General features: G+C 58.5%; 26 protein-coding genes. 16 read left to right on the forward strand and 10 right to left on the reverse strand.

Annotation, left to right across the window (positions count from 1 at the left end; all coding sequences use genetic code 11):
- Nucleotides 1-12 precede the first annotated feature (12 nt).
- Both MKI83_RS10995 and MKI83_RS11000 read left to right on the forward strand, forming a co-directional pair.
- Nucleotides 13-966 carry an alpha/beta hydrolase gene (locus MKI83_RS10995; RefSeq protein WP_241585896.1) on the forward strand — a complete coding sequence of 318 codons (954 nt, stop codon included), beginning with the start codon at nucleotides 13-15 and terminating at the stop codon, nucleotides 964-966.
- Nucleotides 963-1,436: a MaoC family dehydratase gene (locus tag MKI83_RS11000; protein ID WP_241585906.1), complete on the forward strand. Its 474-nt coding sequence runs from the start codon at nucleotides 963-965 to the stop codon at nucleotides 1,434-1,436. The genes MKI83_RS10995 and MKI83_RS11000 overlap by 4 nt, the downstream gene beginning before the upstream one ends.
- Nucleotides 1,437-1,902: 466 nt before the next feature.
- Here MKI83_RS11000 and MKI83_RS11005 read toward each other — a convergent pair whose 3' ends face one another.
- Nucleotides 1,903-2,505, reverse strand: coding sequence for a peroxiredoxin (locus tag MKI83_RS11005; protein ID WP_241585908.1), 603 nt, complete (start codon nucleotides 2,503-2,505; stop codon nucleotides 1,903-1,905).
- Between the two features lie 317 nt (nucleotides 2,506-2,822).
- Between MKI83_RS11005 and MKI83_RS11010 the strand changes: the two genes are divergently transcribed.
- Nucleotides 2,823-3,038 carry a bacterioferritin-associated ferredoxin gene (locus MKI83_RS11010; RefSeq protein ID WP_241585910.1) on the forward strand — a complete coding sequence of 72 codons (216 nt, stop codon included), beginning with the start codon at nucleotides 2,823-2,825 and terminating at the stop codon, nucleotides 3,036-3,038.
- Nucleotides 3,039-3,113: 75 nt separating this feature from the next.
- Complete coding sequence (locus MKI83_RS11015) at nucleotides 3,114-3,527, forward strand: PA3611 family quorum-sensing-regulated virulence factor (protein WP_241585912.1); 414 nt, start codon at nucleotides 3,114-3,116, stop codon at nucleotides 3,525-3,527.
- On the opposite strand, the gene MKI83_RS11020 is transcribed toward MKI83_RS11015, so the two are convergent.
- Complete coding sequence (locus MKI83_RS11020; RefSeq protein WP_241585914.1) at nucleotides 3,524-3,739, reverse strand: hypothetical protein; 216 nt, start codon at nucleotides 3,737-3,739, stop codon at nucleotides 3,524-3,526. The two genes, MKI83_RS11015 and MKI83_RS11020, sit on opposite strands and share 4 nt — an antisense overlap.
- A gap of 131 nt (nucleotides 3,740-3,870) precedes the next feature.
- On the opposite strand from MKI83_RS11020, the gene MKI83_RS11025 reads away from it, so the two are divergent.
- The 4 genes from MKI83_RS11025 to MKI83_RS11040 all read left to right on the forward strand — a co-directional run bounded on the left by MKI83_RS11025 (nucleotide 3,871) and on the right by MKI83_RS11040 (nucleotide 7,513).
- Nucleotides 3,871-5,274, forward strand: a complete 1,404-nt coding sequence (locus tag MKI83_RS11025) for an MBL fold metallo-hydrolase RNA specificity domain-containing protein (RefSeq protein ID WP_241585916.1) — start codon at nucleotides 3,871-3,873, stop codon at nucleotides 5,272-5,274.
- 77 nt (nucleotides 5,275-5,351) lie between these two features.
- Nucleotides 5,352-6,425, forward strand: coding sequence for an LOG family protein (locus MKI83_RS11030; RefSeq protein ID WP_241585918.1), 1,074 nt, complete (start codon nucleotides 5,352-5,354; stop codon nucleotides 6,423-6,425).
- A 310-nt stretch (nucleotides 6,426-6,735) separates the two neighbouring features.
- Nucleotides 6,736-7,236, forward strand: coding sequence for an Lrp/AsnC family transcriptional regulator (locus MKI83_RS11035; protein WP_241585920.1), 501 nt, complete (start codon nucleotides 6,736-6,738; stop codon nucleotides 7,234-7,236).
- Between the two features lie 100 nt (nucleotides 7,237-7,336).
- Nucleotides 7,337-7,513, forward strand: coding sequence for a DUF2788 domain-containing protein (locus MKI83_RS11040; protein WP_241586275.1), 177 nt, complete (start codon nucleotides 7,337-7,339; stop codon nucleotides 7,511-7,513).
- Between the two features lie 30 nt (nucleotides 7,514-7,543).
- On the opposite strand, the gene MKI83_RS11045 is transcribed toward MKI83_RS11040, so the two are convergent.
- Nucleotides 7,544-8,185 (reverse strand): pseudouridine synthase, encoded by a 642-nt coding sequence (locus MKI83_RS11045; protein ID WP_241585923.1) that lies wholly within the window; start codon nucleotides 8,183-8,185, stop codon nucleotides 7,544-7,546.
- Between the two features lie 64 nt (nucleotides 8,186-8,249).
- Nucleotides 8,250-9,710, reverse strand: coding sequence for an AMP nucleosidase (gene amn, locus MKI83_RS11050; RefSeq protein ID WP_241586277.1), 1,461 nt, complete (start codon nucleotides 9,708-9,710; stop codon nucleotides 8,250-8,252).
- 191 nt (nucleotides 9,711-9,901) lie between these two features.
- On the opposite strand from amn, the gene MKI83_RS11055 reads away from it, so the two are divergent.
- Together MKI83_RS11055 and MKI83_RS11060 are read left to right on the forward strand one after the other, a co-directional pair.
- Nucleotides 9,902-10,069: a hypothetical protein gene (locus MKI83_RS11055; protein WP_241585925.1), complete on the forward strand. Its 168-nt coding sequence runs from the start codon at nucleotides 9,902-9,904 to the stop codon at nucleotides 10,067-10,069.
- A gap of 198 nt (nucleotides 10,070-10,267) precedes the next feature.
- The gene (locus MKI83_RS11060) at nucleotides 10,268-10,933 is read left to right on the forward strand and encodes a YoaK family protein (RefSeq protein ID WP_241585927.1); all 666 of its coding nucleotides are present in this window, start codon (nucleotides 10,268-10,270) and stop codon (nucleotides 10,931-10,933) included.
- Here MKI83_RS11060 and MKI83_RS11065 read toward each other — a convergent pair.
- The 4 genes from MKI83_RS11065 to MKI83_RS11080 form a co-directional block, all read right to left on the reverse strand.
- Nucleotides 10,930-12,576 (reverse strand): acyl-CoA dehydrogenase family protein, encoded by a 1,647-nt coding sequence (locus MKI83_RS11065; protein ID WP_241586279.1) that lies wholly within the window; start codon nucleotides 12,574-12,576, stop codon nucleotides 10,930-10,932. The genes MKI83_RS11060 and MKI83_RS11065 overlap by 4 nt on opposite strands.
- Nucleotides 12,576-13,214 (reverse strand): TetR/AcrR family transcriptional regulator, encoded by a 639-nt coding sequence (locus MKI83_RS11070; RefSeq protein ID WP_241585929.1) that lies wholly within the window; start codon nucleotides 13,212-13,214, stop codon nucleotides 12,576-12,578. The genes MKI83_RS11065 and MKI83_RS11070 overlap by 1 nt, the downstream gene beginning before the upstream one ends.
- Nucleotides 13,215-13,376: 162 nt before the next feature.
- Nucleotides 13,377-15,791 (reverse strand): hybrid sensor histidine kinase/response regulator, encoded by a 2,415-nt coding sequence (locus tag MKI83_RS11075; RefSeq protein ID WP_370867387.1) that lies wholly within the window; start codon nucleotides 15,789-15,791, stop codon nucleotides 13,377-13,379.
- A gap of 128 nt (nucleotides 15,792-15,919) precedes the next feature.
- Entirely contained in the window at nucleotides 15,920-16,348 is a 429-nt protein-coding gene (locus MKI83_RS11080) for an Mpo1 family 2-hydroxy fatty acid dioxygenase (protein WP_241585931.1), read from the reverse strand.
- A gap of 155 nt (nucleotides 16,349-16,503) precedes the next feature.
- Here MKI83_RS11080 and MKI83_RS11085 point away from each other — a divergent pair, with 155 nt between their 5' ends.
- The 6 genes from MKI83_RS11085 to MKI83_RS11110 all read left to right on the forward strand — a co-directional run bounded on the left by MKI83_RS11085 (nucleotide 16,504) and on the right by MKI83_RS11110 (nucleotide 21,361).
- Nucleotides 16,504-17,283 carry a substrate-binding periplasmic protein gene (locus MKI83_RS11085; protein WP_241585933.1) on the forward strand — a complete coding sequence of 260 codons (780 nt, stop codon included), beginning with the start codon at nucleotides 16,504-16,506 and terminating at the stop codon, nucleotides 17,281-17,283.
- Nucleotides 17,284-17,317: 34 nt separating this feature from the next.
- A complete protein-coding gene (gene thiD, locus MKI83_RS11090) occupies nucleotides 17,318-18,145 on the forward strand; it encodes a bifunctional hydroxymethylpyrimidine kinase/phosphomethylpyrimidine kinase (protein ID WP_241585942.1) in 828 nt (275 codons plus the stop codon).
- Entirely contained in the window at nucleotides 18,139-18,783 is a 645-nt protein-coding gene (gene thiE / locus MKI83_RS11095) for a thiamine phosphate synthase (RefSeq protein WP_241585944.1), read from the forward strand. The genes thiD and thiE overlap by 7 nt, the downstream gene beginning before the upstream one ends.
- A 12-nt stretch (nucleotides 18,784-18,795) precedes the next feature.
- Entirely contained in the window at nucleotides 18,796-20,085 is a 1,290-nt protein-coding gene (gene hemL, locus MKI83_RS11100) for a glutamate-1-semialdehyde 2,1-aminomutase (protein ID WP_241585946.1), read from the forward strand.
- Entirely contained in the window at nucleotides 20,085-20,729 is a 645-nt protein-coding gene (locus MKI83_RS11105; protein ID WP_241585948.1) for a DUF6962 family protein, read from the forward strand. Before hemL ends, MKI83_RS11105 begins: the two co-directional genes overlap by 1 nt.
- Before the next feature lie 68 nt (nucleotides 20,730-20,797).
- A complete protein-coding gene (locus MKI83_RS11110; protein ID WP_241585950.1) occupies nucleotides 20,798-21,361 on the forward strand; it encodes a tetratricopeptide repeat protein in 564 nt (187 codons plus the stop codon).
- Nucleotides 21,362-21,365: 4 nt separating this feature from the next.
- On the opposite strand, the gene MKI83_RS11115 is transcribed toward MKI83_RS11110, so the two are convergent.
- Entirely contained in the window at nucleotides 21,366-22,040 is a 675-nt protein-coding gene (locus MKI83_RS11115; protein WP_241585952.1) for a substrate-binding periplasmic protein, read from the reverse strand.
- Nucleotides 22,041-22,233: 193 nt separating this feature from the next.
- Nucleotides 22,234-22,680 (reverse strand): GNAT family N-acetyltransferase, encoded by a 447-nt coding sequence (locus MKI83_RS11120; RefSeq protein WP_241585960.1) that lies wholly within the window; start codon nucleotides 22,678-22,680, stop codon nucleotides 22,234-22,236.
- Nucleotides 22,681-22,919: the final 239 nt, after the last annotated feature.

Below are 22,919 nucleotides of genomic sequence, written 5' to 3' on the forward strand. Positions count from 1 at the left end.
CAAGGACACGCAATGCGCCACGAAGGCTTCTGGCTTACTGCCGGTGATGCAACCGAACTGTTTATTAACCGCTGGTGCGGAGATGCCCCACTCAAAGGCGTGGTGATGATTTCGCACGGCATGGCCGAGCACAGTCTGCGCTACGCCCGCTTTGCTGAAGCACTGACCGCACAAGGGTTTCAGGTCTATGCCCTGGATCAGCGCGGCCACGGCAAAACCGCTGAACGCGGCACCGTTGGCCACTATGCTGACAACGATGGCTGGCAAAAAGTGGTCAGCGATCTCGCGCTACTGAACCACCATATCCGCAGCACGCACCCGCAGGCGCCGATCTTTTTATTCGCCCACAGCATGGGCTCCTACATCGCACAGGCCTACTTGATGCAGCACAGCTGCAGCCTGCAAGGTGCAGTGCTGTCGGGCTCCAACTACGGCGATCCGCTGACCTTTAAAGCGGGCCGCTTGATCGCGCAATTCGAGCGCTGGCGCCAAGGCAACACCGGGCGCAGCAAACTGCTCGACTTTTTATCCTTTGGCTCGTTTAACAAAGCGTTTAAGCCCAACCGCACCGCGTTTGACTGGCTAAGCCGCGACCCGAGCGAAGTCGACAAGTACGTCAACGACCCGCTGTGCGGCTTTTTGTGCAGCAATCAGCTGTGGGTTGATCTACTCGGCGGGCTAGTGACGATCACCTCAGTGCCGGCACTGAGCACCATCGATGCCGATTTGCCTGTTTTGGTGATTGGCGGCGAGCGCGACCCGGTCAGCGATGGCAAACGCCTGAGCACGTTGGCCGAGAAGCTGCGTGAAGCTGGGCTCAATAGCGTGCAGTTGAATATTTATCCGCAAGCACGCCATGAGCTGCTCAACGAAACCAACCGTGCCGACGTCACCCACGAAGTGATCAATTGGCTGGAAGCGCATCTCACCCATGCACGCGTGTGCACGCCCAAGGAAATGGCATGAGCCAAGTCACCAACTTCGCTTACGAGCAACTTGAAATTGGTCAGCGCGCCGAACTGATACGCCGCGTAGAAGCGCGCGACGTGCAGCTGTTCGCCGCCGTGTCTGGCGACAACAACCCCGTGCATTTAGATGCCGAATACGCCGCCACCACGATGTTTAAGGGGCAAATTGCCCACGGCATGTTCTCTGGCGCGCTGATCAGCGCAGCCATTGCCTGCCAACTGCCGGGGCCTGGCACTATTTATCTGGGGCAAAACTTGAGCTTTTCGCGCCCCGTTAAGCTGGGCGACACCCTACGGGTTGAGCTGGAAGTACTGGAAAAGCAACCTAAAGGCCGTGTGCGCATGGCGACCCGCGTCTTCAATCAGCATGGCGAGCAAGTGGTCGATGGTGAAGCCCAAGTACTCGCGCCGCGCAGCGCACAAACACTAGAAATGCCTGCCATCCCTGCTGTCACTATCGGCAACTAAAAAACGCAGGCAAAAAAAGGGGCGGGGTTAACCCGCCCACTTTTTCTTCCCTGTTCCCTGCTTTGTCCCTGTCACCATCCTGGTGCGCTGCGTCCTGCAGTGTCCTGATCAACGTCCTGTTGATCTGCGTTATCCCTGAACGCAGGGCTATAGTCGCGCAAGCGATGCCTTCAGGCAAAAGCCGCTTTGCCGTGATCACCGCTAACGTACAAACCATAAGCTTTAAATAAAGTCTTATTTTTCAACGCATTAGATTCGCGCATAGCGCTTGACGCACACACCAGATCGCACTTTTTGCCAACTTACTGACATCGCTTGTCAGCAAATGCTTACACGCCTTTAAGCCTTTGGCGCATACCACCCGCATATTCCAAAAGCTGACCAAAACAAAAAAAGCCCAGCCGATCGCTCGACTGGGCTTTTTGACACCGGCGCCAAAAGGCGGCGCCGCGCGTGACTTACTGACTTACAGGTTGCCGGCGTTTTCAGCCAAGTACTTCGCCACACCGTCTGGTGAAGCGGTCATACCCTTGTCGCCTTTCTTCCAGCCAGCTGGGCACACTTCGCCATGCTCTTCGGTGAATTGCAGCGCATCCACCAAACGCAGCAGTTCGTCCATGTTGCGACCTAGCGGCAGGTCGTTAACGATTTGCGAACGCACAACACCGTTCTTGTCGATCAAGAAGGCGCCACGGAAAGCCACGCCGCCAGCGGCTTCGACGTCGTAGGCTTGGCAGATTTCATGCTTAACGTCAGCCACCAAGGTGTACTTCACTTGGCCAATGCCACCTTTGTCGACAGGCGTGTTACGCCAAGCGTTGTGGGTGAACTGCGAGTCAATCGATACACCGATCACTTCCACGCCACGCGCTTGGAACTCAGGGGTGCGGTGGTCCAGCGCGATCAGCTCGGACGGGCACACGAAGGTGAAGTCCAGCGGATAGAAGAACACTAAGCCGTACTTACCTTTAATGGCTTCGCTCAGGCTGTAGTTATCAACGATCTGGCCATCGGCCAGAACGGCTGCTGCGTTGAAATCCGGAGCTTGTTTACCTACGAGAACGCTCATTCCTTGCCTCCTAAGAGTTAACGGGCGCAAGCCAACGTGGCCACACCAATCGAGTGAGTATGGCAGAGGCCCATCGTACCTGCGGAAAAATATCGCAAGCCATCATACATCCCGCGCACCGCTTCACCCAAGCTCAGCCAGCTGTCTATCCCGACATAAACCTTATTTTTTACAAGGACTTAGCAGGTGCGGAACGCCAACCAACGGTCAATGCATTGACCGTTAGTCGATCCGCGCAAAATCTAAATGCGATAGTGTTTGACAATCATTCTCATTATTTCTTAGCATCGCCTTAACCACTTTACGGAGTTCTTCTTATGTATGTCTGTCTCTGCCAAGGCGTGACCGACCACCAGCTTCGCGCCGCCGTTGATAGCGGTTGCGGCAGCTATAAAGAAGTTCGCTTAAAAACCGGCGTCGCCAGCCAGTGCGGCAAATGTGCCTGCCAAGCTAAACAAATCGTACGCGATGCGTTGGCTGACATGACCTTTGACTTCAGCTTGGCCTACCCCGCCGAGGGTGTTGCGGCCTAACAAACGTCCGTGTTTTACCTTGCACCTTCGGTTACGCTAGCGCCCATGTTGGCTTGATAACCGGAGCTTCCCCTCATGCGTCGCCCGCTCTTACCTGTATTCGCTCTCAGCATGGCCTTGGCCGGTTACGGACTGCCTGCAACTGGCGAAACCTTGTCTGAATACCAACTCAATCGCACCTTGACGCAAGTGGCCAAGCGCAGCAGCGAAGGCACACCGCGCACCATCAACGAACACTTGATCGATCAGGGTTACGCCGTCGAAGGCGCCATGCTAATTAATTACCTGAGTGTTACCCCAGCGCACGGCCAAGAGATGCTTAACAACCGCGATTCCACTCGCCAACAGCTGCGCGCCAGCGTGTGTACCAACAGCGGTTTTCGCGAGCTATTAGCGCAGGGCGCGGTGCTGAGTTACCGCTTTAGCGAGCAACACAGCAATCGGCCTTTGATCGAAGAACGCTTCATTGAAAGCGACTGCATGCCCTAAGGCTTAGCGCCCGTGCCGACATCGGTGTCGGCGTCGGCGTCGGCGCGCAGATGGCGCAGCTCCTCAATCACTTCCTCAAGGCGCCGCGAGCGTCGCGCGGTACCTTCCAAGCGGCGCATGCACTCGTCCTCCAGACTCAGCCCATGCAACTGCGCCGACTGCTGCAGCAAGCGCATTAACTGCGGCTCTAGCAGCAATTTCAACTCAACCATGGTTCAACCTCCTTGTTCTTGACCTTGTCTTACTTTAGCCGAGGTAGCCGACCTGTTCGCGCCAATCCGATGACTTGCATCAAGGCCATCATGCTAGGTTGGTTCAGGCTAGAGAAAACACAGGAGGTTTTATGGCACTGCTCACCTTTCATGGCGCTATTCGACAAGTCACTGGCTCCTGCTACTTGCTAGAAACCCGCGACGGAGCGCGCGTGCTGCTGGAATGCGGCATGCATCAAGGCCTGCGGGATCAAGAAGCGCTGAACGGCTCGCCCTTCCCTTTCGACCCTGCCACGCTAGACGCGGTGGTGGTATCGCACGCGCATCTTGATCACAGTGGTTTGCTACCGAAACTGGCCAGCGCCGGCTACAGCAAGCCGATCTACGCCACCGAAGCCACCAGCGAGCTACTCGAGCTGCTGCTCCAAGACTCCGCGCATATCCAAGAAAAAGACGCCGAGTGGGAGAACCGCTGGCGTGCTCGTCAAGGCAAGCCCGCCATCAAGCCCTTGTACACCAGCGTAGAAACCGACAAAGCGCTCAAGCTGCGCGTGCCGGTGCCTTACGGCAAAACCCTGCAAATCGCCAAAGGCATTGAGATCACCTTCCACAATGCGGGGCATATTCTCGGCTCGGCGATTGTTGAGATCGTCATCCACGAGCACGGCTTATCACGCCGTTTAGTCTTCTCGGGTGATTTGGGCAATGCTTGCACCCCGCTGATGCAAGACCCAACCTACTTGGAAGACGCCGACCTTGTGATGCTGGAGTCCACCTACGGCGATCGCGATCACCGTTGCAGCCAAGCCACCGAAGATGAGCTGCTGGCGATTTTGCAGCAGGCACAAACCGATGGCGGCAATGTCCTAATTCCATCGTTTTCCGTCGGCCGCACACAAGACCTGTTGTTTACGCTTGGGCGCTTTTATCACCAAGGCAAACTGCCGCAGCAAGCCGTGTTTCTTGATAGCCCGATGGCCATTCGCGCCAACGCGATTTACTCGCGCTTTCGCGACCAATTTGACGAAGCCGACCGCGCCGAAATCCAGCGCACAGGCGCCGATACGCTGGAGAAATGGCTGCCGGTATTGCGCTGTACGTTAAGCCCTGAAGAGTCCATGGCGATTAACCGTTTCAAAAGCGGCGTCATCATCATTGCCGGCAGTGGCATGTGCACCGGTGGGCGCATCGTCCATCACTTCAAACACAACCTATGGCGCAACGAATGCCATGTGGTGTTCCCAGGCTTTCAGGCGCGCGGCACCTTAGGGCGGCGCATTGTGGATGGCGAGGAGAACGTCCGCGTCCTACACCAGCGCATTGCGGTAAAAGCCAAGATTCACACCCTCGGCGGCTTCTCCGCGCATGCGGGGCAAAACCAGCTGCTCGACTGGGCCAGTCACTTCAGCAAGCGGCCAGAATTGTATTTGGTGCATGGCGAGCTGGAGAAAACCCAAGCACTGCAACAAGCCCTGAAAGAGCGCTTTAACTGGGATGCGATCATCCCTGAGCAAGGCGAACAAATCGCCTTTTAAGTGCCTATTTCAAGGCTTAGCCAGCAAAACTCGGTGGCGCTGATATGCTTACAGCAAGCACCACCGAGGAGCAACGAATGCCCTACGAACCCGATGACTACCTTGCACGCCACGTGCAAACCAGCGCCATTGACCTGCAACAGCGGGTCGATGAGCTGCTGAGCCAAACCTTACCCAGCGACAGCGAAAACACCAGCCTGTATCGCGAAATGCTCAGCACCGTGATCCGCATGGCGCAAGCCGACCGCGACCGCTGGGACGCCAAAATCATGCTGCAAACCCTGCGTGAGATGGAAGGCGCCTTCGCCATGCTCAGCCAGTTCAAGCGGCGACGCAAAATCACGGTGTTCGGCTCGGCCCGCACCCCCAGCGACCACCCGCTCTACCACCTCGCTCGCGAGCTGGGCGCCACGCTGGCCAAGTACGAGCTAATGGTGATCACCGGCGCGGGTGGCGGCATCATGGCCGCGGCACACGAAGGAGCCGGCTACGAAAACAGCTTGGGCTTTAACATCACCTTGCCTTTTGAACAGCACGCCAACGCCACCGTGCACGGCACCAGTCACGTGCTGCCGTTCCACTTCTTCTTTTTACGCAAGCTGTTCTTCGTCAAAGAAGCAGACGGCTTGGTGCTGTGCCCGGGCGGATTCGGCACCTTGGATGAAGCGCTAGAAGTGCTCACCTTGATCCAAACCGGCAAAAGTCCGCTGGTGCCTGTGGTACTGCTTGATGTGCCCGAAGGCCGCTTCTGGCTCGACGCGTTAGAGCTGCTGCAAACCCAGCTGCGCGACAACGGCTACATTTGCCCGTCGGACCTCAAACTGATCCGCATTGCCAGCACACCGCAGCAAGCAGCTGAGGAGATCATCGGCTTTTACCGTAATTTTCACTCCTCGCGTTGGCTCAAAGAGTCGTTTGTCATTCGCATGAATCACGCGCTGAATGAGCAAGCCATGGCACAGCTCAAGCACGACTTTGCTGACCTATGCCTGACGCCCGGCTTTACCCAGCAACCCTACTGCAAGAGCGAAGCGGACGAGCCTGAGTTTTGCGAGCTGATTCGGCTCGCCTTCCACTTCAACGCCCGCGACCATGGTCGGCTGCGCGAGCTGGTCGACTTCATCAACCAACCGCAGCACTGGAAACAATAAGCCCCGAACTTTTCTGCAGGCATGAAAAAAGGAGGCTCACCTAGCCTCCTTTTTTGCATGTCCTGTGCGCTGCGGATTGCAGAGTGCTTTATCCCTTGCCTTGTGAGCAGTGGCAGGCCGGTTGATGGTGTCGCCGGTAAGCGAAACATCGAAGCAGTGCGCGGGTTAGCGCCTGCAGAAGGACAAATGTCCCAGCCCTTAAGCTTGATAGAAATTCTAGTGCGTGCGCCGAGCAATTACTGATCGAATATGGCACCATCTCAGCACCACACAGCAATTTAATTTCAGCAAATATGCAAAAGACGCAAGCATGAACATAAACAATAGCAACACCCTGCAACTCGATCGCTACGATCTGCAGATTTTGCGCGAATTACAGCGCGATGCCGGGCTTAGCAATCAAGATCTGGCCGAACGCATCGGCTTATCCGCCTCCCCGTGCCTGCGTCGCGTGCGCCAGCTGGAAGAACTTGGCCTCATTCGCCAGCGCGTTGCCCTGCTCGACCGACGCAAATTGGGACTGACGCTCAGCGCCTATGTGTTAATCAGCATGGATAAACACACACCCGATCGTTTTAGCCACTTTGAAGCCGAGCTAGCCAAGTGCCCTGAGGTGCTGGAGTGCTGCCTGATTACCGGCATGGAGGCGGACTACCTGATCAAGGTCGTCGCCACCGACATGGATCACTACCAACAATTCTTGCTCGGCACACTGACGCGCATTGACGGCGTGTCCAGCGTGCGCTCCAGCTTTATCCTGCGCCCCGTGATGGAAGCCACCGAGCTACCGCTTGAGCATTTGCGCCGCTAAGGCGCGAGGCATTGGGTATAATCGCCGCCCGCTATTGCCCCCTACAACGCAGCATGAGGTAACACCCGTGGAAGATTACGAAGCCATCGAGCAGTGGTTGATGGTCGCCATGATCACCGGCCTAGTCGGCTTTATGGGGTTTATTGTGTGGGATTTGGCCAAGCGCTCTAAGGCCGGCCGCTGGGGCACGCTGGTGCTGTTTTTTGCCTTAGGCTTGGGCGTGCTGGGGTTTGTGATCAAAACCGTGGTGATTGAAAGCATCGAAGGCGGGTTTTAACCCCCCTTTGCGACGTTGGCCGTGGCACGATTAAAGCGCTGGCGCGACCTCGCGCCATTGCCCGGGCGCCAAGTCGTCTAAGTGCCAAGCCCCCACTTTCACCCGCACCAGCCGCAGCGTGGGCAAGCCCACCGCAGCCGTCATGCGGCGCACCTGACGATTGCGGCCTTCGCGAATGGTCAGCGCCAGCCAGTGGGTAGGCACATTTTTACGAAAACGCACCGGCGGGTTACGCGGCCAAAGCGCAGGCTCAGGCATGGGCTCAACCACCGCAGGCAAGGTCCAACCGTCTTTCAGTTCGACACCTTTACGCAGCTGACGTAATTGCTCGGGCGTCGGCTCGCCCTCCACTTGCACCCAATAGGTTTTCGCCAGTTTATGCGCGGGGTCAGCAATGCGAGCTTGCAGCTGCCCATCATTGGTCAACAGCACCAAACCTTCGCTATCGCGGTCCAGCCGGCCGGCCGGATACACCCCGCTGACGCTGACAAAGTCTTTTAACGTGGCGCGGCCCTGGCCGTCGGTAAACTGCGTCAGCACATCAAAAGGCTTATTCAGCAAGATTAACCGGGGCACCTCGGGCACCGCCGCCGCTTGCCGACGATACGGCGCTTTACCCGCCGCAGTGCGGGCAGGCTTGGCTGAACGTGGACGGCGCGGCGCGCGGGACATAAACAACACCTGACGATTAAAGCGCGCATGCTAGGCAGGCCAGCCTGTGCATGCAAGCGACGGCTTAACGGAAAGGCGGCTCGTCAAAGCTGCGCAATTTGCGTGAATGCAGACGCCCCAACTGGCTGCGCAAGCGCTCTAAGGCGGCGATAGCAATGGCCAAATGTTGGCTGACGGCACGCTGATAAAACCCGGTGGCAGCTCCAGGCAGCTTAATTTCGCTGTGCAGCGGCTTATCCGACACACACAACAAGGTGCCGTAGGGCACCCGCAGACGATAGCCTTGCGCGGCGATGGTGCCGCTTTCCATGTCCACGGCAACCGCACGCGACAAGTTAATCAACGCCCGCTCATGCGCCCAGTGCAGCTCCCAGTTGCGGTCGTCGTAGGTCAATACGGTGCCGGTGCGTAGGCGTTTTTTTAGCGCATCGCCTTGCTCACCGGTTACCTCGGCGGCGGCCTCCTGCAGCGCTTGCTGCACCTCAGCCAGCGCGGGAATGGGGATATTCGGCGGCAACACACGATCCAAGATACCGTCGCGGCGCATGTAGGCATGGGCCAGCACGTAGTCGCCGATGGTTTGCGACTGACGTAAACCGCCGCAGTGACCAATCATCAACCAGCAATGCGGGCGCAAGACGGCCAAGTGGTCGGTAATGTTTTTTGCATTTGCCGGCCCCACGCCAATGTTGATCAGCGTTGTCCCCTCACCATCGGCCGCTTGCAGGTGATAGGCCGGCATCTGAAAACGATGCCACTCCACCCCATCTACCAAGGCTTGCTGCTGCGCCGCCGGTAAGTCACGACTGACGCGCACATTGCCCGGCAGCACCAAGGCTTGATAGCGCGTATTGCTGCGCAACTGCTCTAGGCCATGCCGAATAAACTGATCGACGTAGCGGTGGTAGTTGGTCAGCAACACCCACGGCTGAACCTCTCGCCAGTCACTGCCGGTGTAATGCACCAGGCGGCGCAGGGAAAAGTCCGTGCGCGCGGCATCAAAGAGCGCCAACGGCAGGTCATCGCTATTGCTCCAGTCGTAGCGACCATCCACCACACTGTCACTCACGCTGGATAAGTCGGTGCTGGGGAACACACGCGCCAACTCAGCCGCCGTCACGCCGCTGCCCGCCAGCTCATCGCCACCTTCCATCACATACGGATAAGGAATGCTCTGCTGACTGCGACCGACCTCGACCGTGACGCTAAAGTCCGCCATCAGAGGCCCAAGCTGGTCGAGCAGATAAGCGCGAAAAGCCGCTGGCTGCGTAACGGTAACGCGATAGGTGCCAGGCAGCTGCACTTTGGCGTAAGCGCGCACGGTGCTGGGTACCTCACCGGGGCAGTGGTAGGTCAGGCGCAACTCGGGGTAGCAAAAACGCTCGCGCTGACTGGCTTGTGGCTGACGACGATTACGCAAGTAATCACGCAGCGCCTGCTGCAAGGTTTCTTGCGCCTCGGTGTACAGCGCCGCTAAGCGCTGCACGGCCTCTTCGGCGGTGGCGACCACCACAAACTCCTGCATCAACACGACACCCACGGCGTTTCTCCTTCAAGATTTTTCAGCAGTGTGGCGGTTTTGACATGACCGCGCATCAGGTCAAGCTCAGCAGCAGATGAACTTTTAATGACCCAAGACTAGGCTTGACCCTCGTCATCTTTTTGTCCCAGTTGCCTTTTACACTGAGCCCAGACTTCCCACTTGAGGGCTGCCTCATGCCTATCACCATCCGCACTGAAGACACTTTCTGGCTGGTTAGCTTCGACAAGCACTGCATCCGCTTCCGCAGTCGCGAAGAGGCCGAACACTACGCCGCCACCCTGCGCTTGCGTGTCAACGCCCCTCACCCATGGCCCCGCCCCGCGATGGCTAAAGCAGGCTGATCAGCACCTTAACCTGATAACAACAAGCCCAGCAGTGCTGGGCTTGTTGTTATAAATATAGCCAAATCGTCGCCAGCCTTACTCCGCTTATCGCCATAGAGCAAGGTACCGCGCCAACAACATACCGTTAGCACTTGGCAGGCATAGAGCGGCTAAGGCATAACGTCGCAAGTCGTTGCTGTTGTCTGGGGTCTCGCTATGTTGAAACAACTCCCGCGCTGGGTGGAACTAGGCAGTTTTGCCTTGGCGCTGGTCGCTGGCAGCGTGAATGCTATCGCCTTGCTGGGCTTTAACCATCAAGGCGTGTCGCACTTATCCGGCAGCTCTTCGCTACTGGGTGTTGAGTTGGCGCAAGGGCAATGGAGCACCGCCTTACATCTGTTCGCCATTATGCTCAGTTTTGTGCTCGGCGCGGCGCTCAGTGCCGCCATGATCAACCACCAAGCCTTACGCGCCGATCGCCGTTATAGCTGGGTGCTGGGGCTTGAGTCCCTGCTGCTGGTTTGCGCCGCGCTCCTGCTGCAACGTAACCACAGCACCGGTCACTACCTGGCATCGTTGGCTTGTGGCTTACAGAACGGCATGACGACAACCTACAGCGGCGCGCTGCTACGCACCACGCATGTCACCGGCATTTTTACCGACTTAGGAATAATGCTTGGGCAACACTTGCGTGGCCAACGCGCCGACCGTCGGCGGATCTGGCTGTACCTCTTGTTAGCCAGTGGCTTTGTCCTCGGCGGTGCACTGGGCGCGCTGAGTTACTTCACCCACAGCTATAACGCCCTGCTCTGGCCAGCGTTGGCCGCTGGCTTGCTGGCGGCAGGCGGTTGGTATCTGTGGCGTCCGCAACCATCCTATTAAGCCTGCGGCGTGCTGCGCGCCAGCAGGGCGGCGACATCAACACCCCGTGACAAGGTGCCGTACACACGCCCGCGACCCGCGATGCGGCTGGCGATAAAGGCATCACTGACGGTGCTGTTGCCCGCCTCTAGCAACAACTTGGCCTGCATGGCCACGGCCACGTCTTCGGTCAACTGACGAGCGCGATACTGAATGTCGTCGGTGTCAGCAAAGTCGTTTTTCAACTGCTGAATATGCCTCTGTAGATGACGGTCGCCGCTGCCATCCCCTAGCTCGTTAAACAACGCTTCGAGCACGCCTGGCTCTTTGGATAGCGCTCGCAGCACATCGAGGCACTGCACGTTGCCGGAACCTTCCCAAATCGAATTTACCGGCGCTTCGCGGTACAGGCGCGGCATGATGTTTTCTTCTACATAACCGGCGCCGCCTAGGCACTCCGAGGCTTCGGCGATCATGCTCGGCGCGCGTTTGCAGATCCAGTATTTACCGACGGCGGTCATCAGGCGCATGAACTTGTCTTCTTGCTCGTCATGCTGACGATCGAGCGCGCGACCTAAGCGCAACGTCAGCGCCAGCGCGGCCTCGCTTTCCAGTGCTAAATCAGCCAACACGTTTTGCATCAACGGCTGCTCGGCCAAGACGCGGCCACCCACTTTGCGGTGCGCGCAGTGATGCGTGGCTTGCGTTAGCGCTTGGCGCATCAAGCTGCTGGAGCCGATCATGCAGTCGAAGCGTGTGAGTGCGACCATTTCGATAATGGTCGCCACACCGCGCCCTTCTTCGCCCACCAGCCATGCCAGCGCGCCTCGGTACTCCACTTCGCTGGAGGCGTTGGCCCAGTTGCCCAGCTTGTTCTTGAGTCGCTGCACATAGAACTGGTTGCGTGTGCCGTCGGGACGATGGCGCGGCAACAAGAAACACGACAAACCCTTGTCGGTGTTGGCCAAGGTTAAGAAGGCGTCGCACATCGGCGCCGAACAAAACCATTTATGCCCGACCAGTTCATACGCTTGCCCAGGGCCGCCGACACCCACCGGATAAGCCCGTGTGGTGTTGGCGCGCACGTCGGTGCCGCCTTGTTTCTCGGTCATAGCCATGCCAATAGTGGCACCGGTTTTTTCGCTGAGCGGCAAGTTGCGCGGGTCGTACTCACGACTCAACACCTTGGGCAACCACACCTCAGCCAAATCTGGCTGCAAGCGCAGGCTGGCGACGCTGGCAAAGGTCATGGTCAGCGGGCAGGCATTGCCGGCCTCGGCTTGATTGTGCAGGTAATTCATCGCGGCGCGAGCCACGTGGGCACCTTGGCGTGGGTCTTGCCACGGCGCAGAGGGAATACCGTGAGCAATCGCGGTACGCATCAGCTCGTGATAGGCCGGATGAAATTCGACCAGATCGACGCGGTGGCCGTAGCGATCATGGGTTTTAAAGCTGGGTTTGTTTTCGTTCGCCAGAAAACCTGCCGCCATCAAAGCCCCACCGGCCAGCGCGCCGTAGGTGTGCAGGGACTCATCAGCCCACGCGCCATCAAAGCGCCGCGTCCATTCTTGTAATGGCGTATCCAGCCGGTACAAGTTGGCGCCGTCTAAGCTGGGCACTTGGTTGAATACTTCGTGGGTTTCGGCCATCTGACTTGCGTGCATCATGCGTGCTCCCGCGCTCCGAGAGCGCCTAGAAATAATTCCACCAGGGTCGCGCGAACGCGCTTGAGGTCGTCGTCAACCTCATGCTCGCTGCGCTGCGCACGCGCCTGTGGTGATAATGGGCCGACCAGAACTTCAGAGATGGCACCGACAAAACACGCGGCGACCAAGTGCGGATATTGGACCGAGAACTCGCCTGCGGCGCAGCCTTCGCGCAGCACTTGGGCGAACAGCTCTGCGTAAGCTTCGCGATAGCGCAAACGCTGCTCTTCCACTTGCGGGTCAACCGGCTCAGCAATCAACGCCCAGGCCAGTTGTCGACTATCCCAGGCGCGCGCGGCAAAGCGCTCAACCCCTTGGCGCAAACGCTGCACCGCCGAGCCCTGCGCGGCAAACACCTCCTTCAGGGCATCCACTTCGCGCTGGCTGGCCATGCAAAACACTTCCGCGGCCAACTCGCCTTTGCCGGAAAAATGTCGATACAAGGTGCCTGTAGCAATGTCCGCCGCTTTGGCTAAGCGCTGCATGGTGAGTTGGGCAAAGCCGCCCTCGACCACCTGCGCGTGAGCTAATTGCAGAATGTGCAGGCGCTGCGCTTGATCACGCGCGAGTCGCTCGGGAGTTTGTCGGTAAGCCATGAGAATTCCTGATTCGGGCAGCAAGAAGTGAATCAGGATTCATACTTTCACAGAAGCGTGATTTCAGCCAGCTTTCAGGGCACTTACGCCAAAAAAACAGGCCCGCACAGCATGCCCACACAAAGCGCGCCTGCCTCATCGTGCAGGATGGGGCCTGCCACCCTAGCTTGCGGGCTCCGCTAGCGCACGCATCAACACCCAACGGTGTAACAGGCGACGCAAGTCATCTAAGCGCACCGGCTTAGGCAGGTAGTCATCCATGCCCGCGGCCAAACAGCGGTCACGGTCACCGCTTTGGGTGTAGGCCGTTACCGCCAGCACCGGCAGGTTTTTACCAGAAGGCATTTCGCGCAGCGCTCGACAGGCCGCAAAGCCATCCATGTGCGGCATTTGGCAGTCCATCAGCACCGCATCGAAGCTTTCTCGCGCCAACACCTTTAAGGCATCCGCGCCATTATCGGCAGTGCGCACTTGATAGCCCAAACGCAGCAACATGCCGCGGATAACCAGCTGATTTACCGGATCGTCTTCCACCAGCAGGACTTTGCACACATGCGGCTCGCGCAGCGGCTCTGGCAGCTCGCCCAACGGCAGCACAGGCGCATCACTGAGCACGCGCGTCGCTTGCGGCAAGGTGCACTTTAATTTGAGGGTGAAGCAGCTACCCACATTGGGCGTAGACGAATGACTCAGCTCGCCGCGCAATAAGCCGACAAGTTGCCGACACAGGCTCAGACCAATACCCAAGCCGCCATACGCGCGCGAATGCGAACCATCGGCTTGGCGGAAGGTGTCGTACAAGTGCGCGCCGGTTTCTTCGCTAAAACCGATGCCGGTATCGCTCACATCAAAACGCAACGTCAGCGAACGACTCGGCTCGCTAGACAGCGCCCCAACTTGTAACCGCACATGGCCTTTGCGGGTAAATTTAACCGCGTTATCCAGCAAATAGCCGAGGGCTTGGCTGAGCCTTGCGGCGTCGCTTTCCAAGATATCCGGCAGCTTGTCGTCGATGGTTAAGTTAAACGTCAGCCCGCGCGCATGCGCTTTTTGCGCGTACTCCTGACGCAAGCCATCGAGCATGGCCCTTAAGCTGAATGGCTCATGCCGCGCATAGAGCTGGCAGGCCTGCAATTGGGTTAACGCCAGAATGTCGTCCACCATACGCAGCATGTCGCGGGCGGAGCCGGTGGCCGTGCGCTGATACTCTTGCAGCTCGGTGGTCATCGGCACCGTTTGCATCAGCTCTAGGGCGCCGATCACGCCATTCATCGGCGTGCGCAGCTCGTGGGTTAAGCCACTGAGAAACTCGTCCTTCAAGCGGTTGCTATTGGCCAACTCTTTGTTGAGTAACTGCAGTTTGTGCCCGGCCTCTTGCAGAATCCGCGCACGCTCTTCTTTGAGTGCATTGATGCGATCCGCCAAGGCCAGCGACAGTAACGCCACTTCAATCGCCGAGCCAATCTGACTGGCGTACATGGTGAAAAACACGTTGGGCAAATAGCCCATCACCATCAACGTATTGATAAAACCACCGCACAAAAAGGCGCTCCACGCGAACAAGAAGTAACGCGCTACCCGCATGCCGCGCCACAACGCCACCACCCCAGCGCTAAACACCAGAATCGAGAACGCCATGGCCATCATCGTTGCGATGGGCATCGCCACGCTGTAGCTGGCGGTTAGCGCCAGCACCATGCAGACGGCCGCCCACAACATCAGCAGTAACAGCAGACGGTCCACCCACAGCGAGTGCTCGCGGGTGTGCAAGAAACTGCGGGCGAATTGGCAGCCAAACAAAGCCGCCGCGCCCACTAAGAAAGGCGTCGCCGCATTCGCCCACCACGGATTGTTGGGCCAGAAATATTCAATCGCCGCGCCATTGACCGACAACTGATACAGGCCAAAGGTGGCGATATAGAGGATGTAAAACAGGTACGAGGTGTCGCGCACACTGATGAAGATAAACAGGTTGTAGACCAGCATCACCAACAGCACGCCGTAGATCATACCCAGGGCGTAGATGCGCCCCGGCTGCTGCTCCAAGTACGCCATGGGCGACCACAAGGTCAGCGGCGCTTGTAGCGAGCCTTCAGACTGCACGCGCAAGTACAGCACTTGCGTCTCACCGGCAGACAAGTGCAGCGGGAATAGGTAGTTGTGCGCCTGCAACGGACGCTCGGCAAAGGGCAGGCTATCGCCGGTAGCGGTGCGCTGCCAGCCGCCGGCGCCTTGCGTAAACAGCTCGGCGCTGTCGAGCGGCGGGTAGGCCAGCTCTAAGATCCAGTCGGCACCCTTTGACTCGCTGACAGGCTGATAGTCGAGCACTAAGCGCAGCCAAAACACCGACTTGGAATAGCCGGCATTCAATACCGGCTGCTCTAGCGGGCGGAAGTTGCGGCGCAACAACGGGGCCGCGACGTCTTCAATCGTCCACGCGCCGCGCACGTCCTCAAGCACCTCTAGGTGCATGCCTAAAGGTTCGCTGCGGGTGTATTCATCGAAGGTCAGGGCGTTGGCCGGCAAAGTCACCGCCAGCCACAGCACGCCCATTAAACACATTAACTGCTTGTACATCAGACCTATCCAAAACCGTTCGAGGCTAAGGCCTCACGCGGGGGTCTACGCAAGCAGACCGGCCAGTTCACTAAAGGATAGGCGACTCTAGCACAGGGTGCGCCACGATAAGCGCTAGCCAATCGCCATCAGTCGGCATAGCGCCAGCCGGCACGGCGAAATAAAAACGCCACCACCCATACTGGGCCAATCAATAAAAACTGCATGTCCTTAAAAAAGGATGGCTTCTTACCTTCCACATGATGGCCGATGAACTGGCCAATCCACGCCAGCACGAAGATCACCACCGACGGCCAAAACACCGACGACATCTGCTGAAGAATCAGCACCGCGACCACACTCAACAAGCCCATCACCGCGGCCACGCGCCACGACAAGCGCGCATAAAACACCAGTGCAAACCCCATGAAGGCCAACGCCACCGCTGGATGCAACGCCCACAACACGCCCAGCAAACTAAAGGTAATCAGCGGCACGCACACCCAATGGAAGGCTTTATTAACAGGGTCTTGATGGCTTTCGCCGTATTCGTCTAACCATTGATCTAAGGTTTTCATCGCACTGCCTCTTTCTGCCTCGGGGGTGTTACTGACCACTTCAGTGTGCGCAGACACCCGACTTCCGACAAGCTGCTTTGATTGTCTCTAGCGGCCATTCTACGGGCGACTATGCTTTAGGAAGGCCAACCCGCCTCCCTTGAATCGGGATCTGTATGCCGCTGCCGTTATTGCTGCTGACACTATTACTGCTCAAAGCGACCTTCGCGTGGGCGCAAACGCCTGACAGTGAACAACCGGTTGAACTGGTTACCCTCGACTGGCCGCCCTACGTGGGCGAGACCTTACCCGCCCAAGGCTACGCCAGCGAGGTGATGCGCCACGCGTTTGCTGCCAGCGGGCAAGCGGTGAACATTCGTTTCGTTCCGTGGGCACGCGCCTTACGCATGGTGCGCAATGGCGAGGCCGATGGCTTATTTCCCGAGTACTACGACCCCGTCCAGCGCCCCAACATGAACTTCTCCACGGCATTCCCCGGCGGTCCGGTCGGCCTGTATGTCCGCAGCGATCGCCGTCTTTCTCTAATGGCTGACCCACGCACCCATCCCGAACTGGCGGTGCAGGCTTTGCAAGGCAAGCGTTTAGGACTGGTGCGCGGCTATATCAATCACCCTGCGATTGACGCCAGTGAGTTCTTTACCCGCGACTTAGCGGTGTCGGACGAGCAAAATCTGGCCAAACTGTTTCGCGGCGGTGTGGACGCCATCTTTATCGACTTCTTTGTCGCGCGCTATTGGATTGCGCGGCGCTATCCCTGGTTTGCCAACGAGCTAGAAGCCGTGGAGCCTGCCTTTGAACAAAAGCCCCTGCATCTGGTGATGCGCAAAGACCAAGCGCGCGCCCAAGCCCTGCTCGATGACTTCAACCGTGGTTTAGAAACACTGCGCAGCAACGGCCAGCTAGAACAAATCCTGCAGAATCACGGGCTACGCTAAACCCTTGCGCAGCCTGCGGTGATAAGCTGCGCGCATGAGCACAAACCACCCTAACCAGCACCCGCAACCCTGCCCGCATCGCGCGCATGTTCTGTGTCTATCCGGCCATGACCCAAGCGGCGGCGCCGGTATCCAAGCCGATATCGAAGCCTTGGCCAGCATTGGCTGCCATGCGTTGCCGGTGATTACCGCCCTGACCTGCCAAGACACCCACAACGTCGCCGCCGTCAGCCCGCAAGACCCTGACTGGGTTGAGCGCTGTGTGCGCACGCTGGCCGCTGACATGCCCATTCATGCCATCAAGCTAGGCATGCTCGGCAGCGCGGCCATGGCGGAACGCGTTGCCCGTCTCGCCGCCGAGCTGCAACAGCCGCTGATCATTGATCCTGTGTTGCGCGCAGGCGGCGGCTCGGCGCTCAGTGATGACGCCTTGCTGTTGGTGCTGCGCCAATCACTCTTGCCGGCAGCTCACGTGATCACACCGAACCTGCCCGAAGCACAGCGCTTGGCCGGTTTAGACAGCCACGCCAGCGCCGATCAGTGCGCCAAGGTATTGCTCCAACTAACGCCCGCCGTGTTGATCACCGGCGCACATGATCAAACCGACGCGGTGATCAATCGTCTGTATCAGCGCGATGGCAGCCAGCAACAATGGTCTTGCACCCGTTTGCCCGGCGACTATCACGGCTCAGGTTGCACCTTGGCGGCCCATCTTGCCGGCTTACTGGCCCAAGGCATTGCCCTGCCGGTCGCTTGCGAGCAAGCGCTGCAGCTCACTTGGCACAGCTTGCTCAATGCCGACCAAGCCGGTCGCGGGCAGTGGCTTCCACGGCGGATTCGTCCCGAGCAAAGCGCATGCTAAGTCGCGGCCTCTACGCCATCACCGACAGCACCCTGCTAGCCGACGGGCGCCTGCTGCCCTATTGCCGCGCGGCGTTGCGCGGTGGTGCGCAATTACTGCAATACCGCGACAAATCCGACGACCACGATAAGCGCCTGCGCGAGGCGTTGCAGTTGCGCGAGCTGTGCGAAACCTTCGGTGCGCGCCTGATCATTAATGATGATCTTGAGCTTGCCCTCGCCTGCCAAGCGCACGGCCTGCACCTTGGCCAAAGCGACGGCTCGCTGGCAGAAGCCCGTGCACGCCTCGCGCCGACAGCGGTGTTAGGCGCTACCTGCCACGCCGAGCTAACGCTCGCCGCGCAGGCTGAGCGCGCTGGCGCCAGCTACCTCGCCTTTGGTCGTTTCTTCCCCTCGCAGACCAAGCCCGGGGCGGCGGCAGCGCCTTTGTCGATCCTGCATGATGCAGGTCAAGCCAGCCGACTACCTAAGGTGGCGATTGGCGGCGTCAGTCTGGATAATGCAACCCAACTGATCAACGCCGGCGCCGATTACTTGGCCGTGGTCAACAGCCTGTTTGCGCTCACAACCGCACAGGCCGTCGAACGCCAAGCTCAGGCTTTTTGCGCCCTGCTCGCCGGCGCCCAACCCACTGATTGATTGAGAATCGCCATGTCCCGCTCCGAAAGCCTGTTTGCCCAAGCTCAAGCCCATATTCCTGGCGGCGTGAACTCGCCGGTACGCGCGTTCAAAAGCGTCGGCGGTACGCCCATTTTCTTCAAAGACGCTCAAGGCGCCTACGTCACCGATGAAGACGACAAGCGCTACGTCGATTACGTCGGCTCTTGGGGGCCGATGATTTTGGGCCACAGCCACCCCGACGTGCTCGACGCCGTGCGTCGTCAACTGGCACATGGTTTGTCTTACGGCGCGCCCACCGCGCTGGAAGTAGAGATGGCCGATTTGGTGTGCAGCCTAGTGCCGTCAATGGAGTTGGTACGCATGGTCAGCTCCGGCACCGAAGCCACCATGAGCGCCATTCGTCTTGCGCGCGGCTACACCGGCCGCGACGCCATCATCAAGTTTGAAGGCTGCTACCACGGTCACTCCGACAGCCTGCTGGTCAAAGCCGGCTCCGGCCTGCTCACCCAAGGCGTGCCCAGCTCAGCTGGCGTGCCCGCTGACTTTGCCAAACACACCCTGACCTTGCCGTTTAACAACCTCGACGCCGTCGCCAACACGTTGGCTGAGGTCGGCCAGAGCGTGGCTTGCATCATCGTAGAGCCCGTCGCCGGCAACATGAACTGCGTTCCTCCTGCCCCCGGCTTCTTACAGGGCCTGCGCGCACTGTGCGACCAACACGGCGTGGTATTGATTTTTGACGAAGTCATGACCGGTTTCCGCGTCGCCTTGGGCGGTGCGCAGGCGCTGTACGATGTGACACCTGACCTGACCACCTTTGGCAAAATCATCGGTGGCGGCATGCCGGTCGGCTGCTTTGGCGGCAAGCGCGCCATCATGGAGTGCATTGCTCCGCTGGGGCCGGTCTACCAAGCCGGCACCCTATCCGGCAATCCACTGGCCATGGCCGCAGGCTTAACCACGCTGCGCCTGATCAGCCGCGAAGGTTTTCATGCCGAGCTCACCGACTACACCTCACGCATGCTGCAAGGTCTGCAAGAGCGCGCCGATGCTGCGGGCATTCCGTTTGTCACCACGCAAGCCGGCGGCATGTTCGGCCTGTATTTCAGTGCTGCCTCGAACATCGTGACCTTTGAAGATGTGATGGCCAGCGACGTCGAGCGCTTTAAGCGCTTCTTCCACCTGATGCTCGACGCCGGTATTTACCTGGCGCCAAGTGCCTTTGAGGCCGGCTTCACCTCCATCGCCCATGGCGAGGCAGAACTTGCCCTCACCCTGGACGCCGCCGAGCGCGCCTTTGCTGCAATGAAAGCTGACTAATGCTACAACCCAGCACGTTTATCAGCGACGGCCTGCTGGCCTTAGTCTGCGCGGCTTGCGCCGTGCTCGCCTTACGCCAGCAAAGCCGGCAAGCCAGCGATCGCCAACCACTCTGGTTTAGCGTCTTTCTTGGCTTTGCCCTGACCGCCAGCGCCGCCACCCTAGGCGCACTGCGCTATGGCCCGGGGCTAGACGTTGCGCAGGCGCACAGCTGGCTGAGTCAAGCCAGCAGCCTACTCGGCCTGCCGCTCATCGCGCTGGCAGCACTGGTCTTAGGCCGCCGCTGGACGTGGGAAAAGTCCAGCTGGGGCCGCGCCGTACTGGGCTTTTGCGCCTTTTTTGAACTCGCACGGCAAGCCGGTGTGATGGAGCATTACCGCATGGTGCTCAATCTGCTGACTTTAGGCCTACTGCTGTACGCCAGCGCCTTACGCTGGCCCGAGAAACGCGCGCTCGCCTACGCCCTGAGCAGTGTTGGCTTACTCGCTTTGGCGGGGCTTTGGGTTGGCACGCGCGGCACCTTAGGCCCGTTTTATAGCGTCGATGTATTTCACGCGCTGTTAATCCTGGCCTACCCGCTGATACTCGCGCTGCTACTGCGTCTGAGTCAGGTTGACGCCACGGAACTGTCGCCACGCGGCTAAATCCCGCATAATGACAAGGCTCGCAAGGCGTCGAGCCTGTTTATTGACCCATGGATTACTGCCCTGCCATGACGCTGGCCCACCGTTTGCTCATCCCCCTCACCCTGTGCCTCAGTGCACCGCTGTGGGCGTTGGACGATCGCAACACCTTATTGCTCTCCAGCGATGAGCGCTGCCTGCTGAGCAACACCAGCGGTGAAACCGTCGAACAAGCCCTTGCCAGCTGCACCCAATGGGCCAGCAATGGCGAGCGGCAGGCGCAGTTTGAACTCGGCCAGTTCTGGCTCAAGCAACCCTTAGAGCGCCAAGACCTGCCACAAGCCCTGCACTGGCTAGAACTCGCCTCCCTGCAAGGCCAAGCCGAAGCGCAACGCTTGTTAGGCCTGATGTACTGGCAAGGCCAAGGGGTCGAGCCCAGCAGTGTGCAGGCTTACATCATTCTGAAAATGGCCGCAGTGAATGGCTCCGACCAAGCCATGGATGATGCCGACCGCCTAGCCGAGCACATGCAGCGCAGCGAGCTGGCCATCGCCACTCAAGTACTGGGGGATATCTTCCGCCGCTATCTCGACGAGTTACAGGCCTTGCCGAGCAACGCACCGGCACCGATCGCTCCCCTCATCACGCCTTAACCTATTACTCGCCCTCAAGCGGCGGCAACTCCTCCTGCAGAATTTGCTCAATCCGGCCCTGTGCCTTTAAACGACGCAGGCCAGCGTTAACCTTGCGCAGCAACGCTCTGGCATTGGGGTGAGTCTGACTGATCAGCACATACAAAGGCTTGATATCCAAGGGCGGCTCAACAAAACGTACCGAGCGCAAATGAATCGGGGCTTTTGTCGCCAGTAAATAATGCCCCCTAAACTGATCCATCACGGCTAAATCAATGCGCCCGCGCAGCAGCTTCTCAAGGTTTTGCCAGTCGTCATTGACCCAATCTTTTTGTAAAAAACTGGCGCGATCAAACGCATCGAGGTTGGCATAACCACGCACCACACCAATACGAAAATTACGCAAGCTGGCCAAACCATCGAACTCAACCTGTCGCTCTTGCAAGGTAAAAAAGCCCACCCGTGTATCCAAAAGCGGCTCGCTGGCCAGAAAAAGGTGTTTACGCTCAGCAGACATATACGCCGGTGCCAGCAAGTCATACTCAGCTTTGCGGGTTGCTTTAAAGGCGCGCGTCCACGGCAAAAAACGCACGTCAACCGTGTCGCCGCTTAAGGCAAGGGCTTCGCGAACAATCTTGGTTACCACACCATGATGGCGTAGCTCAGAGCCAATGTAAGGCGCCCATTCGCCACTGGCCATTTACACGCTTTGCGCCTGCAAACCAGTCGCTACCAGCAACCACAACAGCAACCACCAGCGTTGCATCGCGCACACCTCTTATCGCCATGTCTGTTGAGCATAGGTCAGAGGTGCGCAAGATAAGTTGCAGTGCGCCGATAGGCGACCGATGGCAAAACAGGGCCGCTGGACGACCCTGTAAAGCATCGCTGCTTTAGAAAGTCAGCGAGAAGTGTTTGTAGTCTTGATCGTCTTGGAAACCAATCGAACGATACAGTTCGTGACCCACGTCGTTATCTTTACGCGTGGACGCACGCAAACCAAACGCGCCCTGAGCTTGCGCCAGCTCACGGGCTTTCAGAATCAAACGATCGGCCACCAGCTGGCGACGCGCTTCCGGCACCACATAAATGTCGTTCAACACCCATATCGGTTTGAGTGACAGCGACGACATGCTGGGGAACAGCTGGATAAAACCGAGGATTTTTTCCTCATCGTCAGCCATGGCAATGTACAGGTGCGAATCCTGATTATTGATGCGCTCAGTCAGAAAGCGGCGCGAAGCCTCAGGATTCGGTAGCTGCTGGTAAAACTCACGGTAAGTAATGAACAACGGCGTGAGCGCATCCAGGTGCTCGAGGGTCGCAGGCAGGATTCTCATAATGATCTCGACTTCTAATGTTCTTCGGACTCTCAGGTTCGGTTGCCACAAATCCCCGTATAACAGGCACTTGAGCTGCGCTCATCCTGCCCCAAGCAAAGTGGAAAGCACAATCCAAGCAAGCGTTTGAATTTTATGAAGCGCCTTTCATTAAACCGCCACAAACCTTACCAAGCCGCGCCGTAGCCAGTGCGCGCAGCATTAACCAGCCCATCAATACCCCCTCATTAAATTGCGTG

The sequence above is a fragment of the Atopomonas sediminilitoris genome (assembly GCF_022601735.1).
Classification (GTDB): domain Bacteria; phylum Pseudomonadota; class Gammaproteobacteria; order Pseudomonadales; family Pseudomonadaceae; genus Atopomonas; species Atopomonas sediminilitoris.

What these genes read in the sequence shown, in the direction of transcription:
- MKI83_RS10995 (WP_241585896.1), top strand. Translation starts at nt 13, where the DNA reads ATGCGCCACGAAGGCTTCTGGCTTACTGCCGGTGATGCAACCGAACTG.
- MKI83_RS11000 (WP_241585906.1), top strand. Translation starts at nt 963, where the DNA reads ATGAGCCAAGTCACCAACTTCGCTTACGAGCAACTTGAAATTGGTCAG.
- MKI83_RS11005 (WP_241585908.1), bottom strand. Translation starts at nt 2,505, where the DNA reads ATGAGCGTTCTCGTAGGTAAACAAGCTCCGGATTTCAACGCAGCAGCC.
- MKI83_RS11010 (WP_241585910.1), top strand. Translation starts at nt 2,823, where the DNA reads ATGTATGTCTGTCTCTGCCAAGGCGTGACCGACCACCAGCTTCGCGCC.
- MKI83_RS11015 (WP_241585912.1), top strand. Translation starts at nt 3,114, where the DNA reads ATGCGTCGCCCGCTCTTACCTGTATTCGCTCTCAGCATGGCCTTGGCC.
- MKI83_RS11020 (WP_241585914.1), bottom strand. Translation starts at nt 3,739, where the DNA reads ATGGTTGAGTTGAAATTGCTGCTAGAGCCGCAGTTAATGCGCTTGCTG.
- MKI83_RS11025 (WP_241585916.1), top strand. Translation starts at nt 3,871, where the DNA reads ATGGCACTGCTCACCTTTCATGGCGCTATTCGACAAGTCACTGGCTCC.
- MKI83_RS11030 (WP_241585918.1), top strand. Translation starts at nt 5,352, where the DNA reads ATGCCCTACGAACCCGATGACTACCTTGCACGCCACGTGCAAACCAGC.
- MKI83_RS11035 (WP_241585920.1), top strand. Translation starts at nt 6,736, where the DNA reads ATGAACATAAACAATAGCAACACCCTGCAACTCGATCGCTACGATCTG.
- MKI83_RS11040 (WP_241586275.1), top strand. Translation starts at nt 7,337, where the DNA reads ATGGTCGCCATGATCACCGGCCTAGTCGGCTTTATGGGGTTTATTGTG.
- MKI83_RS11045 (WP_241585923.1), bottom strand. Translation starts at nt 8,185, where the DNA reads ATGTCCCGCGCGCCGCGCCGTCCACGTTCAGCCAAGCCTGCCCGCACT.
- amn (WP_241586277.1), bottom strand. Translation starts at nt 9,710, where the DNA reads ATGCAGGAGTTTGTGGTGGTCGCCACCGCCGAAGAGGCCGTGCAGCGC.
- MKI83_RS11055 (WP_241585925.1), top strand. Translation starts at nt 9,902, where the DNA reads ATGCCTATCACCATCCGCACTGAAGACACTTTCTGGCTGGTTAGCTTC.
- MKI83_RS11060 (WP_241585927.1), top strand. Translation starts at nt 10,268, where the DNA reads ATGTTGAAACAACTCCCGCGCTGGGTGGAACTAGGCAGTTTTGCCTTG.
- MKI83_RS11065 (WP_241586279.1), bottom strand. Translation starts at nt 12,576, where the DNA reads ATGCACGCAAGTCAGATGGCCGAAACCCACGAAGTATTCAACCAAGTG.
- MKI83_RS11070 (WP_241585929.1), bottom strand. Translation starts at nt 13,214, where the DNA reads ATGGCTTACCGACAAACTCCCGAGCGACTCGCGCGTGATCAAGCGCAG.
- MKI83_RS11075 (WP_370867387.1), bottom strand. Translation starts at nt 15,791, where the DNA reads ATGTACAAGCAGTTAATGTGTTTAATGGGCGTGCTGTGGCTGGCGGTG.
- MKI83_RS11080 (WP_241585931.1), bottom strand. Translation starts at nt 16,348, where the DNA reads ATGAAAACCTTAGATCAATGGTTAGACGAATACGGCGAAAGCCATCAA.
- MKI83_RS11085 (WP_241585933.1), top strand. Translation starts at nt 16,504, where the DNA reads ATGCCGCTGCCGTTATTGCTGCTGACACTATTACTGCTCAAAGCGACC.
- thiD (WP_241585942.1), top strand. Translation starts at nt 17,318, where the DNA reads ATGAGCACAAACCACCCTAACCAGCACCCGCAACCCTGCCCGCATCGC.
- thiE (WP_241585944.1), top strand. Translation starts at nt 18,139, where the DNA reads ATGCTAAGTCGCGGCCTCTACGCCATCACCGACAGCACCCTGCTAGCC.
- hemL (WP_241585946.1), top strand. Translation starts at nt 18,796, where the DNA reads ATGTCCCGCTCCGAAAGCCTGTTTGCCCAAGCTCAAGCCCATATTCCT.
- MKI83_RS11105 (WP_241585948.1), top strand. Translation starts at nt 20,085, where the DNA reads ATGCTACAACCCAGCACGTTTATCAGCGACGGCCTGCTGGCCTTAGTC.
- MKI83_RS11110 (WP_241585950.1), top strand. Translation starts at nt 20,798, where the DNA reads ATGACGCTGGCCCACCGTTTGCTCATCCCCCTCACCCTGTGCCTCAGT.
- MKI83_RS11115 (WP_241585952.1), bottom strand. Translation starts at nt 22,040, where the DNA reads ATGGCCAGTGGCGAATGGGCGCCTTACATTGGCTCTGAGCTACGCCAT.
- MKI83_RS11120 (WP_241585960.1), bottom strand. Translation starts at nt 22,680, where the DNA reads ATGAGAATCCTGCCTGCGACCCTCGAGCACCTGGATGCGCTCACGCCG.